The organism is Mycolicibacterium alvei (assembly GCF_010727325.1).
Classification (GTDB): domain Bacteria; phylum Actinomycetota; class Actinomycetes; order Mycobacteriales; family Mycobacteriaceae; genus Mycobacterium; species Mycobacterium alvei.
This window is the reverse complement of record NZ_AP022565.1, coordinates 5,211,142-5,226,582: the sequence shown is the minus strand read 5'-3', so window position 1 is coordinate 5,226,582 and position 15,441 is coordinate 5,211,142. Positions and strand designations below refer to the sequence as shown.

The window sequence follows — 15,441 nt, the reverse complement described above, 5'->3', positions numbered from 1 at the left end:
TGTTGAAATGGCCGATCCGATCCGTCCGATCAGAACCCTGCTGCTGATGCGCCACGCCAAGTCGGACTATCCCGACGGCGTCGCCGACCACGACCGACCACTGGCCGCGCGGGGCATCCGGGAGGCCGGCCTGGCCGGGGACTGGATCCGGGCCAACATCACCGACGTGGACGCGGTGCTGTGCTCGACGGCGACACGGACCCGTCAGACCTTGGAGCGCACCGGCCTCGAGGCACCCGTGCAGTACGCCGAGCGCATCTACGACGCGAGACCGGGCACCGTCATCGACGAGATCAACGGTGTGCCGTCACGTTTCGGCGCCGACCCCTCGACAGTTCTGGTGATCGGCCACGAACCCGCCATGTCCGCGGTCGCACTCGGACTGGCGGACGGCTCCAACCGGATTGCGGCGGAGAGCATTTCACTGAAGTTCCCGACCTCGGCGATCGCGGTGCTGCGCACCACCGGCCCGTGGGACCAACTCGCGCTGGGCGGCGCGACGTTGGTGCGCTTCCACGTGCCCCGTTAAGAGTTGGTGGCCAGCGTCAGTTCCATGAGCTTGACGGCCATGGGGCAGGCATCGATCCCCGGCCCCTGCGGATTGACCCACCAGCCGACCACCCCGGCCGCGTCGCTGGCCACACCGCACGCCCCGTTGAGCCCCTGGGGCTTCATGATGATCGAATCGACACCGGCGATCCGGCGTTGCTCGATCGCGTACTGCAGCTTCTCGGCCGTCTTACGCTCGTTGTCCAGGCTGCCCTGCTCGTACCAGAACCGGGTGATGTCGACCAGGCCGGCCGGATTGGCCGCCTGCCATCGGCAGACCGCACCGACGAACGTGCTCTGGATGTCCAGCGGGTCGGCCCCCACGGTCTTGGCCAGGATGTCCGTCGTCAGGACATCGCATTCCTTGAGCAGGTTGGGGTAGGTCTTCTCGGACTTGTTGTTGCTGGGGCCGCTGATGGACCCCTCCTTGGCGGCGTTGCCGCCCACGGTGCGGGTGCAACCGGTGAGCCCGACGAACACCGCCAGCGCGGCCATGACCCCGGCGACCCCACGCTGAATGCTCATTTGGAATTCACAATCGACTGGCGGGTCAGCTCCTTGGCCACCTCGCACGGTTCGGGGTAGGGCTTCTGGTCGAAGCTCACGGACCACTCGATGAAATCGTCGTCGAACTGGATGCCGATCTCGCACAGGTTGACGTCGCCGGCCTTGAGCGGGTTCTCCCCGACCGCGATGAAACCGCTGTGACCCTCGATGTTGATGTCCTCCACGCTGGTTCGCGACAGTTCCTCGGTCTTCCGTTCCCGGCCGATCGGGCTGCCGCGGAACCAGGTGAAGGAGAAGTGGGGCCCCAGGATGCTGCCACCCTGTAGCCACTGGCAGCCCGAGGAATTGGTCGCGGTGTTGACGAGCCCCTGAACCTGGGTCAACTCGGTCACCGTCTGATCGCTCACGCCGCCGCAATGCGGAAAATGCGGACCGTGGGTGCCCGTGCCACCGGCACTGGGCGCCTCGCTCTGCGGAACCTGGGGGGACGCGGGCTCGTCAGTCGAGCACCCGGCGAACACCGGGACCATTGCCGTAGCCAATACCGCCACGATTCTGGCATTGCGAAGTAGTGGCTTGGTGGCCGTGCGGACCGTCACGCCATGCACTGTAGCTGCAACACCCATGCCCCATACCGACATACCGACTGACCTGGACTTTCATCGATCCGGACCCGGCGGCGGCTGGACACGACCGTCAGCGGGCGGTGTGCAAGAGTAACCAGATGCTCTGGGCGCTGCTGCGACAGTACGTGCGGCCGTACCGGCGGCTGCTCGCCATCGTCGCGGCACTGCAGGTGATCAGCACCCTGGCGTCGCTCTACCTGCCGACGGTCAACGCCGCGATCATCGACGACGGAGTGGCCAAGGGAGACACCCGACTCATCGTCGAACTCGGCTGGGTGATGCTCGGTGTCACCGGTCTGCAGGTGGCCTGCGCCATCGGAGCGGTGTTCTTCGGGTCGCGCGCGGCGATGAGTTTCGGCCGCGACCTGCGCTCGGCGATCTTCGGCCACGTCACCACATTCTCGGCCGCGGAGACCGCCCGCTTCGGCGCCCCGACGCTGCTGACCCGCACCACCAACGACGTCGGCCAGATCCAGCAGTTGCTGCAGATGACCGCCACGATTCTGATCACCGCCCCGATCATGTCGATCGGCGGAATCCTGATGGCGGTGCACCAGGACGCCGGGCTGTCGTGGCTGCTGCTGGTCAGTGTTCCGGTACTGGGACTGGCGAATTACTGGATCATCACCCACCTGATGCCGATCTTCCGTCGCATGCAGCGGCTGATCGACGGGATCAACCGGGTGTTGCGTGATCAGCTGTCCGGTATCCGGGTGATCCGGGCGTTCGCCCGCGAATCCGTCGAGGGGCGGCGGTTCGCCGACGCCAACGAGTCCCTGTCGGCCACGGCGGTGGAGGCCGGGCAGTGGCAGGCGCTGATGCTTCCGGCCACCACCCTGGTGATCAACATCTCCAGCGTCGCGCTGATCTGGTTCGGCGGGCTGCGGATCGACGCAGGCCACATGCAGGTGGGATCGCTGATCGCGTTCCTCGCCTACTTCATGCAGATCCTGATGGCCGTGCTGATGGCGACGGTCCTGGCGGTGATGCTCCCGCGCGCGTCGGTCTGCGCCGAGCGGGTCAGCGGCGTGCTGGGCACGCGACCCCGGGTCACCAGCCCTCCCGACCCGGTCCGACCGGTGTCCGTTACCGGTGAGATCGTGTTCGACGACGCATCGTTCAGCTACCCGGGCGCCGATCGCCCGGTGCTACAGCAGGTCTCGCTGCGCGTCCGGCGCGGGACCACCACCGCGGTGGTCGGGTCCACCGGATCCGGCAAATCCACCCTGCTGGCGATGATCTGCCGCTTCTACGACGTCACCGCGGGTGCGGTACGCATCGACGGCGTCGACGTGCGAGATCTCGACCTCGAGCAGCTGTGGTCCTCGATCGGGCTGGTCCCCCAGCGGGGCTACCTGTTCTCCGGGACGATTGCCGAAAACCTGCGCTACGGGGCCGCGCCCGGACAGGAACTCACCACCGAACAGATGTGGGACGCACTGCGGATTGCGGCCGCCGACGACTTCGTCGCTGCCCACCCCGACGGGCTGGACCGCCCGGTGGCCCAGGGTGGCATCAATTTCTCCGGCGGACAGCGACAACGGCTCGCGATCGCGCGAGCGGTGATCCGCCGGCCCGCGATCTACCTGTTCGACGATGCGCTGTCGGCGCTCGACGTACACACCGATGCCCGGGTGCGCTCCGCCTTGCGTGACGTATCGGCCGACGCCACCGTGGTGATCGTGTCGCAACGGATCTCGACGGTGATCGAGGCCGACCAGGTCGTCGTGGTCTCCGACGGTCGCATCGTCGGCATCGGCACCCACGAGACGTTGCTCGCCGACTGCCCCACCTACGCCGAGTTCGCCGCATCGCAGGCGGTCACCGCCGGAGGTCCGCGGTGACCGGGGCGGTGCTGCGCCGCAGCGGAACCCCGGCCGCGCCGGTCGAGCGCACCCGCGACTTCCGCGGGTCGGCCCTGCGCCTGCTCAAACGCCTGGTGCCGCAGCGCGCCCTGGCGATCTCGGTGGTTTTGCTCGGGGTCGGCGGGATCGCGATCGGCGTGATCGGCCCCCGGATTCTCGGGCACGCCACCGATCTGCTGTTCAACGGTGTGATCGGACGCGAACTGCCCGCGGGACTGACCAAGGAGCAGGCAGTCGCGGCGGCGCGGGCGCGCGGCGACACCACCTTCGCCGATCTGCTCTCCGGGATGAACGTGGTTCCCGGCCACGGGGTGGACTTCGCCGCGGTGGCCCGCACCCTGGCCCTGGCGCTGGGCCTGTATCTGCTCGCCGCGGTGCTGGTGTGGCTGCAGGCCCGCTTGCTCAACGTCACGGTGCAACGGACCATGGTGGCGCTACGGGCCGAGGTCGAGGACAAACTGCACCGACTTCCGCTGTCCTACTTCGATTCCCGTCAACGCGGCGAGGTGCTGAGCCGGGTCACCAACGATATCGACAACATCGCGACCTCGGTGTCGATGACCATCAGCCAACTGCTCACCTCGTTGCTGACGGTGTTGGCGGTGCTGGTGATGATGCTGACCATCTCGCCACTCCTGGCGCTGCTGACCGTCGTCACCGTGCCGCTGGCACTGTGGGTGATCCGCTGGATCACCCGTCGCTCCCAACCGCTGTTCGTGGCGCAGTGGCGCAACACCGGACGCCTCGCGGCCCACATCGAGGAGACCTACAGCGGCTTCACCATCGTCAAGACCTTCGGGCATCGGGAGGCCGCGCAGCGGCGGTTCGACGAGCTCAACGACGAGGTCTACCGGTCCAGCATCGGCGCACAGTTCTTCTCGGGCCTGGTCGGCCCGGCGACGATGTTCATCGGCAACCTGAGCTATGTGGCCGTCGCCGTGGTGGGCGGCCTGCAGGTCGCAGGCGGACAGATCACCCTCGGCAGCATCCAGGCGTTCATCCAGTACGTGCGGCAGTTCAACCAACCGCTGGGCCAGGTGGCCGGGATGTACAACACGCTGCAGTCCGGAATCGCCAGCGCCGAAAGGGTCTTCGAACTGCTCGACGCCGAAGAGCAGTCCCCCGAGCCGGCCGCGGCACTGGAAATCCGCACCGGCCGGGTCGAATTCGATCGGGTGAACTTCGGCTATCTGCCGGACACCCCGGTGATCGAGGACCTCTCCCTGGTGGCCGAGCCGGGCAGCACGGTGGCGATCGTCGGTCCCACCGGCGCGGGCAAGACCACGTGTGTGAACCTGCTGATGCGGTTCTACGACGTCGATTCCGGCCGAATCCTGATCGACGGTATCGACATCTCGACGGTGAGCCGGCAGTCGCTGCGGTCCTCGGTCGGCATGGTGCTGCAGGACACCTGGCTGTTCGGCGGCACCATCTACGACAACATCGCCTACGGCCGGCCCGACGCGTCCGAGGACGAGGTGATCGAGGCGGCCCGGGCGGCATACGTCGACCGGTTCGTGCACACCTTGCCGGATGGGTACGCCACCCGGGTCGACGACGACAGCGGCGCCATCAGCGCCGGCGAGAAGCAGTTGATCACGATCGCCCGCGCGGTGCTGGCCCGGCCGAAGGTGCTGGTGCTCGACGAGGCCACCAGCGCGGTGGATACCCGCACCGAACTGCTGATCCAGCAGGCGATGGCCGAGTTGCGCCAGGACCGGACGAGTTTCATCATCGCCCACCGGCTCTCGACCATCCGGGATGCCGACCTGATCCTGGTGATGGACGGCGGCCGGATCATCGAACGCGGCACCCACGCCGAACTCATGTCCCGGCATGGACGGTACTGGGAGATGACGCAGGTTTAGCGCCCCTACCGCCATTACAAACCGTAGTGTCGGTGTAATGACGCCGTGTACCGTGCACACGTTCTGCCGGTACTGTCTGGCGTCCTGCGGCCTGGAGGTGACGGTCGAGGACAACCGCGTGGTGAAGATCTCGGCCGACAAGCTCAACCCGCACACCTGGGGCGATTTCTGCGCGAAAGGCCGCACCGCCGGTCAGGTGGTAGACCATCCTCGACGCATCCTTCGCCCCATGCGCCGGGTCGGTGACGGCTATGTCGAGGCGAGCTGGGACGAGGCGATCAGCGACATCGCGCAGCGCATGAACCAGATCATCGAGGCCGGCGGCCCCGATGCGGTGGCGGCCTACTACGGCAACCCGGCCGGCTACTCGTCGTCGAACCTGGTGTTCATGAACGCCTGGCTGGACGCCATCGGCACCTACAACCGGTACGCGGTCGGATCGGTGGACCAGAACGCGCTGCACGTGGTGGCCGAAGCCATGTACGGATCACCACTGATGGTGCCGGTGTCCGATGTCGACCACTGCGACTACTTCCTGATCATCGGGGCCAATCCCGCTGTCAGCGCCTGGAATTGGGTGGAGTCGGTGCCGGGCGGCTGGCGTCGCGCACTGGCCCGCCAGAAGCAGGGCGCACGGATCGTCGTGGTGGACCCGATCCGGACCGAGAGCGCTCAGGCCGCCGATCTGCATCTATCGGTGCGTCCGGGTACTGACTGGGCGTTGCTGCTGGCGATGGTCAAGGTGATTCTCGACGAGGACCGCGAGCACCGCGCCGACTGCGCCGAGCTGGCGACCGGGATGGCCGACCTCCGTGCGCTGACCGCCGACGCCGACCTGGACGATCTGGCATCGCGGTGCGATATCGCCCGCGACATGATCGAGCGGGTGGCGCGCGAATTCGCCTCGGCGCCAGGGGCGATGGTCATCACGCGCACCGGGGTGTCGCTGCATGCCGCGGGCACGGTCGCCGAATGGCTGGGTCATGTACTCAACCTGATCACCGGGCGGATGGACCGCCCGGGTGGGCGTCGCTTCGAGCCCGGCTATGTCGATACGCTGCGACTGGCCGGGATGGCGGCCACCCGCCCCCACACCAGCCGGCTGGCCGGACGTGGTCTGGTGGCCGGGGCGCACGCGCTGGCCGAACTGCCCGACGAGATCACCACCCCGGGGCACGGCCAGATCCGTGCGCTGCTGATCAATTCCGGTAACCCGGTGATCTCCGGACCCGACGGGGCCAGGCTCGACGAGGCCCTGGGCCGGCTGGACCTGCTGGTGGCCATCGATCTGGTGCAGCGCGAGAGCCACCGGCATGCACACTGGCTGTTGCCCGCGGTGCACTGGCTGGAACGCGACGATCTGTTGGCCTTCACCAGCGGCATGCACGACGAGCCCTACGTGCAGTACGGCGTGAAGGCCGTCGAACCACCGGACGGCGCCCGCGAGGAATGGCGGGTGTTCACCGATCTGGCACTGGCCATGCGCCGCCCGTTGTTCGGCGCCAAGGGCGTCAACGGGTTCATCCGCGCGACCCGGTGGCTGGCGACGCGGACCCGGCGGCCCGGGTTGGCGTTCGGGCCGCACTGGATGGACCGGCTGATCATCCTGACCTCGCGGAAAGTCGACGGGCACAAGCTCACCTGGCGCGAGCTGACGGCGCACCCGCACGGCCTGGTGCTCGGACCGCGGGAGTTCGGCCGGTTCCGCGAAGCGTTGCGCACCCCGGACCACAAGGTCCATGCGGCCCCCGCCGAGTTCGTGGCGCGGACCCGTGAACTGATCGCCACACCGGATCCCGGTTCCCCCAAGGGTTTCCCGTTCCTGCTCGGCAATGGGCGCCGGCGGCATTCGATGAACTCCTGGCTGAACGAATTGCCCGGCCTGCACCCGGGCGGCAAGGGCAACGAGGTAGTGATCCACCCCGAAGACGCTGCAGCGCTGGGCATTGCGGCAGGCGACCGGGTGCGGGTGTACTCGCCGGTGGGGCAGGTGGAGGTGACGGCGGCGCTGTCCGACCGGCCCCGCCGCGGAGTCGTCGTACTTGATCATGGCTGGGGCTCACGGGTATTCGACCCACGCCACGGCAGCGCACCGGACTCCTACGGGGTCAACCGCAACCTGCTGGCCGACCGGACAGCGATCGATCCGCTCTCCCAGACCTCGGCGCTCGGCTCGGTGTACGTCGGGATCGAGCGAATCTAAGCGCCGGGCCCCTCGGCCCGCAGATCGTCGACCGCCTTCATCGCGTCACGCAGCTTGTCCAGCCACTCCTCGGTGTGCTCGCCGACCAGGCGCACCGACCAGGCCAGCGCGTCCGAGCGCGACCGGGCCACGCCGGCGTCGACCAGGGTGTCGAGTACCTGCCGTTCGGGCTGCTTGAGCCGGGTCATCACCGGTACTGCGATGTGGGTGAACAGGATTCGCTCCGGTTCGGAACCGCCCGCTGGGTTGACCTCCACGCCCCAGGACACCTTGCGGTCGAACCGGCCCTGCGCCTCGTCGGCGATGCGCATGCGCTCGCTGCGGGTCTCTTCGCGGAACCGTGAGGCCCGACCCGAGGCACGGGCTTTCGTGTCGGCTTCTTCCGGATCGGGAAGCCGGCCGATCACGGTGATCTCTTCACGGTCGACGATCACGGTCGGATCGCTGGTGAACCAGGCCTCGGGCAATCGGCCCGCGAACCACTCGGCGGCCTCGTCCGCGGACCGGCGATGGTGTTGATGTTTGTTCATGATTACATAATTACACCGTTACATCGCAGATGGGACGTCGTTCACCGCTGGCGAACGTGGATTTCTGCTGACGGTCCTAGTTGCGCTTGAGCAGCAGCGCGGCCCCACCGGCCAACACCAGGGCCACCAGTAGCAGCCCCGCCCAACCCGGGCCGGCCAGCCACCACACCGCGCCCAGCACGATGATCGCCGGCGAAGCCGCGAACAGCACCATGCCGGGGTGCTGCTTGAGGACCGCGAGCGCACCTTGGGCACGCAGCGGGTCGATTTCCTTTGCCATGACGCTAAGGATGCCAGCTGACCGGCCGGTCAGGTGGGCAGCAGCAGAATCTTGCAGTGTTTGTCGGGCTGCCGGAGTTCCTCGAAGGCCTCGGTCGCCGAATCCAGCGGCAGCGTCGCCGTGACGAACGGCGCCACGTCCACCGTGCCGCGCACGATCCAGTCCAGTGCCCTGGCGAACTCGTCGGGACGATAGGCGAACACGAAACGGATCGAGAGTTCCTTGGTGGTACCGACCACCGGCGTGATGGTGTCCGGTTGCATGCACACCCCGACCACCACGATCCTGGTCTGCGGGGGCACCGAGTCCATCACCGTCGCGAGAATGCCTGGCACACCGACACATTCGAACACCACCGTATTGGCCCGCTGCGGTGTGTCCATCAGCGGCGACATGGGCACCGGGGCGCCGGCCAGCTCAGCCCAACTCTGGTACGGGCTGCTCACCGCCGGATCGATGACGACATCGGCACCGATATGCTCGGCCAGGACACGGCGGCGGGGCGAGAAATCCGCCGCGACGACGGGCCCCACCCCGGCCGCCTTGAGGCAGGCGATGACCGACAACCCCACCGGACCACAACCGACGACGAGGACGACGTCGCCCGGCTGCACGTCGGCCGCGGCAACGGCGTGCACCCCCACCGCCAGCGGCTCCGCAAACGCCGCGTAGTGCACGGGGACGTCGCCCGTCACCGGAACCAGGCGCTTCTCCTGCAGCACCAGGCGCTCGGCCAGCCCACCGGGCACCGCCGGGGACAGCCCCACCAGCTGCGGTCCGTCACCGGTGTCCAGGTACGGGACCGACGTCACCGCCGTACCGACCGGGACGGTGCGTTCGGTACCGGGGCCGTAGTCGAGCACCTCACCGACGAACTCGTGCCCCAGCACGATGGCCGGCACCAGGTCCGGCATCGCGGCCTGCGAGGAGACCAGATGCAGGTCGGACCCACAGATCCCGCAGGCCAGCGGCGCGACGAGCACCTGACCCGGTCCCGGGGTGGGCTCCGGCACATCCTCGACACTTATCGAACCACGCTGCGCAACAACGGCTTTCATCAACGACCGAACCTCTCACCGGATATCTGGACGAAGTTACCGCAATGACTTGTAACGTGGTATCGAATTCGCCTCCATCCAACGATCCGAGGAATGACTGTGAACGGAAACTGGCAACCCGGCTGGCTGCCCGATCCTGAGGGCCGCTACGAATACCGCTGGTGGGACGGACAATCCTGGACCGACCAGGTGTCCCATCAGGGCCAGCCCGGCCGGGCGCCGATGGGCGCCTCCCCACAGCCCCCGCAGCAGCCGCAGGCACCGGCTCAGCCCCAACCCCAACCCCAGGGTGACGGGTTCGACGGCATCAGCGGGGATCTGGTCGACGGACGGTTCAGCGAGAAGGAGGCGACGCCGATCGCCAACCAGAACCGCAAGATGCTGCGGGTCCGCCTGGGCGAACCGTTCATGGCCCGACAGGGCTCGATGGTCGCCTACCAGGGCAACGTCGACTTTGCCTTCGAGGGCGGCGGTGCCTCGAAGTTCATCAAGAAGGCCCTCACCGGTGAAGGGCTCCCGCTGATGCGCTGCCAGGGCCAAGGCGATGTGTTCCTGGCCGATCAGGGTTTCGATGTCCACCTGCTGCAACTGTCCAACTCGGGTCTGTCGATCAGCGGCAAGAACGTCCTGGCCTTCTCGTCGAGTCTGGACTGGAACATCGAACGGGTCCGCGGCGGCAGCATCGCCACCGGCGGCCTGTTCAACACCACGCTGCGTGGCACCGGATGGGTGGCGCTGACCACCGACGGCCCGCCCGTGGTGCTCAACGCCTCCGAGGCCCCGACCTTCGCCGACACTAACGCCGTGGTGGCCTGGTCGGCGCACCTGCAGACCCAACTCAAGACCAGCTTCAAGGCAGGCGCCCTGATCGGCCGCGGCTCTGGCGAGGCGATCCAGGTTGCGTTCCACGGCAACGGTTTTGTGATCGTCCAGCCGTCGGAGGGTGTCACGGTTCCGATGCAGTGAGCGGCGAGGGCGCCAGCTTCCCGCCGTCGCGCATCAGTGCGTAGAGCGCCGCCGCGGACACCAACCCGATCCCCGTGAGGCCCAGCCATACAAGTTCGGCCAGGCCCGCGGCGCGGGCGGCGTCGATCAGCGAGCCGGTGGCCAGGTTGCCCAGCAGGATTCCGATGCCGACGACGGTGTTGTAGAACCCGTAGTGGGTGGCCACCAGCCGATCGCCCGACAGCGCCACGACGGTGTCCATCTCGAACGGGAACACCGCGGCCGAGCCCAGGGCCAGCAACGCGGACGAGCCGAGCAGTGCGGCCACCGCGGCCGTGGTGCCGAACCGGTCTGCGTCTGGCACCACGGCCATCGGAACGAAGGCCGCCGCCAGCACCAGCAAGCCGACCACCAGGCTGCGGCGCGGGCCCCAGCGGTCGCCGAACCACCGCGTGATGCGCAACTGACCGCCCACGGCGATCAGCCCGGACACCACGAACACCGCTGCCACCAGTGCGGTTTCGTTCCCCGGTTGCAGCGCTGCGGCCTGCAGCGGCAACGCCAGGTAGACCTGGAAGGACAGCACGTAGGAGCCGATCATCGCCACCGCGAACAACAGGAACCCGCGGTTGGCGACGATACTGCGCCAGTCTTCGAGTACCGAACTCCGCTCGGCGACCGGTTCGGCGCGGTGCCGAGGCAGGGCCAGTAGCTGGGCCACGGTCAGCACGGCGAACACGCCCGCAGCCGCGGCGGCGGTCACCCGGAAGTCAAAGGCCAGCAACGCCATCCCTGCCAGCGGACCCAGCAGGATGCCGGCCTGGTAGAACACGTTGAAGGTGGCGAAGGCCTCGACCCGCCGGTCACCGGCGTCGGCGGCCAGATAGGCCCGAACCGCGGGATTGAACAATGCTCCGGCGAAACCTGTTGCCGCCGAGGCGATCAGCATCGCCGGCAGGGAATCCGCGATGACGAGCAGGCCGAACCCGGCGGTACGCAACAAACACCCGGCGACGATCAGCGGTTTGTACCCGAGTCGGTCTGCCAGGGTACCGCCGACGATGAACATGCCCTGCTGAGAGAAGTTCCGCACGCCCAACACCAACCCCACCGCCCACGCGGCCAGGCCGAGTGGGCCGGCCAGATAGCCGGCCAGGTACGGCATGAGCATGTAGAAGCCCAGATTGATGCCGAACTGGTTGACCATCAACAGCCGACTCGGCAGGTCGAAACTGCGGAACTGCGCGATGACTCCGCTCATCCGGCCACCGCCGTCGGGTCGGTGACCGTCTCGCAGCGGGTCCAGGACTGCACCACGCGATCGCCGGGGTCCGCGATCGTCTCGGGTTCGTTGGCGGGTTGGTGATCGAGCAGACCGAGCTCACGGCAGAATTCGTCGTTGTACACCGTGTCGAAATAGCGTTGCGGACCATCAGGGAACACCGCGGCAATCGTGGTGCCGGCCGGATGGTTTCGCGCGGCCCAGCCTGCGACCAGACCGACCGCACCGACGCTCCATCCCCCGCTCGCGTAGTACGTCGACGCCAGCGTCCGGGCCGCCCACACCGCGTCGGCCGGCGCCACCCAGTGCACCTCGTCGAACGCGGCGTAATCCACGTTGCGGGGGTAGATGCTCGAACCGAGGCCCCGCATGACGCGGGTCGCAGCGGGTTGCCCGAAGATCGTCGAACCGATGGTGTCCACCCCGATAAGTCGCAGGTTCGGATTGAACTCGCGCAGCACCCGCGCCACCCCGGCCGAATGCCCGCCGGTGCCGACCGAACACACCAGCACATCGACGTGGCCGATCTGAGCGTTCAGTTCGAGCGCCAGCGGCCGGTAGGCCTCGACGTTGTCGGGGTTGTTGTACTGGTCGGGATACCAGGCGTTCTCGTCCACCGCGAGCAGTTCGGCCACCCGGTCCCGCCGGGCCTGCTGCCAGCCCCCGGTGGGATGCGGTTCGGTCACCGTCGATACCTGGGCCCCGTAGGCGCTCAACATGCGCGCGATGATGGGTTCCAGGCCCGGATCGGTCACCAGCGTCACCGGGTGGTGGTAGATCGTGCCGGCGAATGCAAGTCCCAGACCCAATGTGCCGCTGGTCGATTCGATGATGCGGCCACCGGGTTTCAGGTCGCCGCGAGCCCGGGCCTGCTCGACCATGTGTATGGCGGGCCGGTCCTTCATACCGCCGGGGTTGAAACCTTCGAGTTTTGCCCAGAATCCGCGCCCGGCGTCGGCGAACGGAGTGGACACCCACAGGGTGGGAGTGTGACCGACCATGGTGTTGGGACCGCGGTTTCGGCGCAGGACGTGGAAGGAACGGGTGGACAGAGCATGGTTCATGAATGTGCCGTTTCTGTATCCGGCCGCGACTGTGCGGCAACTGATCTGACAGCGTCGGAGCGCCGTGAGATCAGCGACGCGCGATACAGATCCGGAGCAGGAGTTCTTGTCCGGCGAGAAGGGCACCGTGGCGGTCGGGTGGACCCCGCTGAACCCGCACCGCAGCACACCCGCACAAGACGATGCATCCGAGGACGAGCGCCACCACCGACAGCGCAGCCGCAGCAGCCGCAGCGGCCGCAGTCCGCGGCAGCACCGCAGCGCTGAAATTATCCAGCGTGTGCGGAGTCGAACCGTCACTGACATGCGGATGGTCGAGCATCAGCGCGGTGCTGCTGTCGCCGATCGCGGCGGAAACCGCATGCGGCAGATGCACAGACTGATCGTGGCTCGTCGCCTGCCATTGCCCGGCAAGTACCGTCGCCCACAATGCGATCACCATCGCGGCCGCGAGCCGTTTCATCGGAATCGTCTCAGCCGCAGGCTGTTACTGACCACGAATACCGAGGAGAACGCCATCGCCGCACCGGCCAGCATCGGGTTGAGCAGTCCGGCCGCCGCCAGCGGCAGCGCGGCGACGTTATAGGCGAACGCCCAGAACAGGTTGCCCTTGATGGTGGCCAGCGTGCGTCGGGACAACCGGATGGCATCGGCGGCGGCCCGCAGATCACCGCGCACCAACGTCAGGTCGCTGGCCTCGATCGCCACATCGGTGCCGGTGCCCATGGCCAGGCCGAGGTCGGCCTGGGCCAGCGCGGCGGCGTCGTTGACACCGTCGCCGACCATGGCCACCACCCGGCCCTCGTCCTGCAGGCGTTTGACCACATCGACCTTGCCCTGCGGCAGTACCTCTGCGTAAACCTCTTGGACACCAACCTGTTCGGCGATCGTGTGCGCTGCCGCCTCGTTGTCGCCGGTCAGCAGGATCGGATCCAGGCCGAGAGCGCGCAGCTGCTCGATCGCCTCCTTCGAGGTGGGCTTGACCGCATCGGCGACCACCAGCACCGCGCGCGCCTGCCCATCCCACCCCGCGGCGATCGCGGTGCGGCCCTGGGCCTGAGCGTCGCGCATCGCGCTATCCAGGTCCGGTGGCAGCCTTTGCCCCCAGTCGGCCAGTAACTGGCGACGGCCCACCACCAGCGCATGACCGTCGACGACGCCCTGTACCCCGAGGCCCGCCACGTTGGCGAAATCCTCGGCCACGGGCAGGTCGCCGAGCTTGTCGCGGGCACCCTTGGCGATCGCCCGGGCGATCGGATGCTCGGAGCCGTCCTCGACCGCCCCGGCCAACCGCAGCACCTCGGCCGGATCCTCACCGGGCGCGGTGATCACGTCCAGCAGCGTCATCGCGCCGGTGGTCACCGTCCCGGTCTTGTCCAGCACCACGGTGTCCACGCGGCGGGTGGATTCGAGCACCTCGGGCCCCTTGATCAGGATGCCGAGTTGGGCGCCACGGCCGGTGCCGACCAGCAGCGCGGTCGGGGTGGCCAGGCCCAGCGCGCACGGGCAGGCGATGATCAGCACGGCCACCGCGGCGGTGAAGGCCGCAGCCACCGATCCGCCGGTTCCCAACCAGAAACCGAGCGTGCCCACCGCCAGCGCGATGACAATCGGCACGAAGACCGCGGACACCTTGTCGGCCAGGCGCTGTGCCTGCGCCTTGCCGGATTGCGCGTCCTCGACCAACCGGGCCATCTGGGCCAACTGGGTGTCGGATCCGATTCGCTTGGCCCGCACCACGAGCCGACCGCCCACATTGACCGTGGCGCCGACCACCTGATCGCCGGAGCCGACTTCGACCGGGACCGACTCACCGGTGAGCATCGAGGCGTCCACCGCCGACGAACCGTCGATCACCTCACCGTCGGTGGCGATCTTCTCACCGGGCCGGACCACGAACTCGTCACCCACCGCCAGCGACTCGACCGGGATGCGTTGTTCCACACCGTTTCGCAGAACCGCAACATCCTTGGCGCCGAGCTCGAGCAGTGCGCGCAGCGCCGCCCCGGCGCGCCGCTTGGAGCGTGCCTCGAAGTATCGCCCGGCCAGGATGAAGGTGGTGACGCCCGCGGCGACTTCAAGGTAGATGTTGCCCGTGCCGTCGGACTGCGAAATGGCCAGTGAGAACGGATGTGTCATGCCCGGTATCCCGGCGGTACCCCAGAACAGTGCGTACAGCGACCAGCCGAACGCCGCGATCGTGCCCATCGAGATGAGCGTGTCCATGGTGGCGGCGCCGTGCCGCAGATTCGTCCAGGCGGCGCGGTGGAAAGGCAATGCGCCCCACACCACGACGGGCGCAGCCAGGGTCAGCGAGAGCCACTGCCAGTTGGTGAACTGCAGCGCGGGAACCATCGCCATGGCCACGACCGGGAAGGTCAGTACGGCCGAGACAATCAGCCGGGTACGCAGCGCTGCCGTTGGGTCGTCCTCGACGTGGCCCTCATCCGGTTCGGTGGCCGACAGTTGTGCGGTGTAGCCCGCGGTTTCCACGGCCGCGATCAGCTGCTCGGGTGTGACATCGCCGGCGACGTCGACACTGGCTTTCTCGGTGGCGTAGTTGACGGTCGCGGTGACGCCGTCAAGCTTGTTGAGCTTGCGCTCGATCCGCCCCGCACACGAGGCGCACGTCATTCCGCCGATCGCCAGATCGACGTGCCCGGT

The 15,441-nt window shown here is 67.8% G+C and carries 14 protein-coding genes; 5 read left to right on the top strand and 9 right to left on the bottom strand.

Features of this window, described 5'->3' with window-relative positions:
• Positions 1-7 precede the first annotated feature (7 nt).
• Positions 8-529, top strand: a complete 522-nt coding sequence (locus G6N44_RS25000) for a SixA phosphatase family protein (RefSeq protein WP_179964439.1) — start codon at positions 8-10, stop codon at positions 527-529.
• On the opposite strand, the gene G6N44_RS24995 is transcribed toward G6N44_RS25000, so the two are convergent.
• Together G6N44_RS24995 and G6N44_RS24990 are read right to left on the bottom strand one after the other, a co-directional pair.
• Positions 526-1,074, bottom strand: coding sequence for a DUF3558 domain-containing protein (locus G6N44_RS24995; protein ID WP_163668690.1), 549 nt, complete (start codon positions 1,072-1,074; stop codon positions 526-528). The genes G6N44_RS25000 and G6N44_RS24995 overlap by 4 nt on opposite strands.
• Complete coding sequence (locus tag G6N44_RS24990; protein ID WP_372508252.1) at positions 1,071-1,664, bottom strand: DUF3558 domain-containing protein; 594 nt, start codon at positions 1,662-1,664, stop codon at positions 1,071-1,073. The genes G6N44_RS24995 and G6N44_RS24990 overlap by 4 nt, the downstream gene beginning before the upstream one ends.
• Positions 1,665-1,780: 116 nt before the next feature.
• Here G6N44_RS24990 and G6N44_RS24985 point away from each other — a divergent pair, with 116 nt between their 5' ends.
• The 3 genes from G6N44_RS24985 to G6N44_RS24975 are packed head-to-tail and all read left to right on the top strand — an operon-like array spanning position 1,781 to position 7,618.
• Complete coding sequence (locus G6N44_RS24985; RefSeq protein WP_163668686.1) at positions 1,781-3,526, top strand: ABC transporter ATP-binding protein; 1,746 nt, start codon at positions 1,781-1,783, stop codon at positions 3,524-3,526.
• Positions 3,523-5,415 carry an ABC transporter ATP-binding protein gene (locus G6N44_RS24980; RefSeq protein WP_163668684.1) on the top strand — a complete coding sequence of 631 codons (1,893 nt, stop codon included), beginning with the start codon at positions 3,523-3,525 and terminating at the stop codon, positions 5,413-5,415. The genes G6N44_RS24985 and G6N44_RS24980 overlap by 4 nt, the downstream gene beginning before the upstream one ends.
• Before the next feature lie 37 nt (positions 5,416-5,452).
• Positions 5,453-7,618: a molybdopterin-containing oxidoreductase family protein gene (locus G6N44_RS24975; protein WP_163668682.1), complete on the top strand. Its 2,166-nt coding sequence runs from the start codon at positions 5,453-5,455 to the stop codon at positions 7,616-7,618.
• Here the strand turns inward: G6N44_RS24975 and G6N44_RS24970 are convergent.
• The 3 genes from G6N44_RS24970 to G6N44_RS24960 form a co-directional block, all read right to left on the bottom strand.
• The gene (locus G6N44_RS24970) at positions 7,615-8,148 is read right to left on the bottom strand and encodes an ATP-binding transcription factor AbmR (protein ID WP_163668681.1); all 534 of its coding nucleotides are present in this window, start codon (positions 8,146-8,148) and stop codon (positions 7,615-7,617) included. The two genes, G6N44_RS24975 and G6N44_RS24970, sit on opposite strands and share 4 nt — an antisense overlap.
• 76 nt (positions 8,149-8,224) lie before the next feature.
• Positions 8,225-8,428 (bottom strand): hypothetical protein, encoded by a 204-nt coding sequence (locus tag G6N44_RS24965; RefSeq protein WP_163668679.1) that lies wholly within the window; start codon positions 8,426-8,428, stop codon positions 8,225-8,227.
• Positions 8,429-8,457: 29 nt separating this feature from the next.
• A complete protein-coding gene (locus G6N44_RS24960; protein WP_163668678.1) occupies positions 8,458-9,486 on the bottom strand; it encodes a zinc-binding dehydrogenase in 1,029 nt (342 codons plus the stop codon).
• A gap of 93 nt (positions 9,487-9,579) precedes the next feature.
• On the opposite strand from G6N44_RS24960, the gene G6N44_RS24955 reads away from it, so the two are divergent.
• Positions 9,580-10,452, top strand: a complete 873-nt coding sequence (locus G6N44_RS24955) for an AIM24 family protein (RefSeq protein ID WP_163668677.1) — start codon at positions 9,580-9,582, stop codon at positions 10,450-10,452.
• On the opposite strand, the gene G6N44_RS24950 is transcribed toward G6N44_RS24955, so the two are convergent.
• The 4 genes from G6N44_RS24950 to G6N44_RS24935 all read right to left on the bottom strand — a co-directional run bounded on the left by G6N44_RS24950 (position 10,433) and on the right by G6N44_RS24935 (position 15,411).
• Positions 10,433-11,692 carry an MFS transporter gene (locus G6N44_RS24950; protein WP_163668676.1) on the bottom strand — a complete coding sequence of 420 codons (1,260 nt, stop codon included), beginning with the start codon at positions 11,690-11,692 and terminating at the stop codon, positions 10,433-10,435. The two genes, G6N44_RS24955 and G6N44_RS24950, sit on opposite strands and share 20 nt — an antisense overlap.
• The gene (locus G6N44_RS24945; RefSeq protein WP_163668675.1) at positions 11,689-12,777 is read right to left on the bottom strand and encodes a PLP-dependent cysteine synthase family protein; all 1,089 of its coding nucleotides are present in this window, start codon (positions 12,775-12,777) and stop codon (positions 11,689-11,691) included. Before G6N44_RS24945 ends, G6N44_RS24950 begins: the two co-directional genes overlap by 4 nt.
• Positions 12,778-12,847: 70 nt before the next feature.
• The gene (gene lpqS, locus G6N44_RS24940; RefSeq protein ID WP_163668674.1) at positions 12,848-13,240 is read right to left on the bottom strand and encodes a putative copper homeostasis (lipo)protein LpqS; all 393 of its coding nucleotides are present in this window, start codon (positions 13,238-13,240) and stop codon (positions 12,848-12,850) included.
• Complete coding sequence (locus G6N44_RS24935; RefSeq protein WP_179964612.1) at positions 13,237-15,411, bottom strand: heavy metal translocating P-type ATPase; 2,175 nt, start codon at positions 15,409-15,411, stop codon at positions 13,237-13,239. Before G6N44_RS24935 ends, lpqS begins: the two co-directional genes overlap by 4 nt.
• Between the last annotated feature and the right edge of the window lie 30 nt (positions 15,412-15,441).